The 621-nt window shown below is 63.3% G+C and carries 1 protein-coding gene; it reads left to right on the top strand.

Annotation, left to right across the window (positions count from 1 at the left end):
• A partial coding sequence (locus tag NZU74_20600; GenBank protein ID MCS6883727.1) for a dipeptide epimerase occupies positions 1-621 on the top strand: 621 nt, incomplete at both ends.

Raw genomic sequence — 621 nt, 5'->3', positions numbered from 1 at the left:
AGGCGCGGATGTTCGTGAATGGCGGGCAATTGCCGGCCTACTGCGCGAGCGAATCGGCGGCTATGGTTCGGCCCGTTGCGCGATTGAAACAGCAGTGCTCGACGCGCTCACCCGCCACTACGGCCTGCCGCTCTACGTCTTCTTCGGCGGCGCCGGCCACACGCTCGAAACCGATATGACCATCACGACCGGCACGGTCGAGGAGGCGGCATTGGCTGCGCTTGACATTCTCGACCGGGGCATCCGCCAGATCAAGGTCAAGATCGGCGGCAGCGACTTGCAACACGACCTAGCCCGCATCACTGCTATCCGGGCCGTTGCTCCTGAAGCGCCACTGATCCTTGACGGTAATGGTGGTTTGACCGCCGAAACAATGCTCGAACTGCTCGGCGCATTACGCTTGCAACAGATCGTGCCGGCGTTGGTCGAGCAGCCGGTGCCCGCCGATGACTGGGCCGGGATGCGCCAGCTCGCGCAGTGGGGTGGCGCTCCTCTTGCCGCTGACGAGACGGCAGCGAGCGCATTGCAGGTGCTGCGCATCGCCCACGAACGAGCCGCCCACGTTATCAACATCAAACTGATGAAGACCGGCGTGGTTGAGGCGCTAGAAATGGTTGCCAT

This window comes from Chloroflexaceae bacterium (assembly GCA_025057155.1).
Lineage (GTDB): Bacteria > Chloroflexota > Chloroflexia > Chloroflexales > Chloroflexaceae > JACAEO01.
Note: the sequence above shows the minus strand (reverse complement) of the source record. Positions and strands in the feature narration are given on the sequence as shown.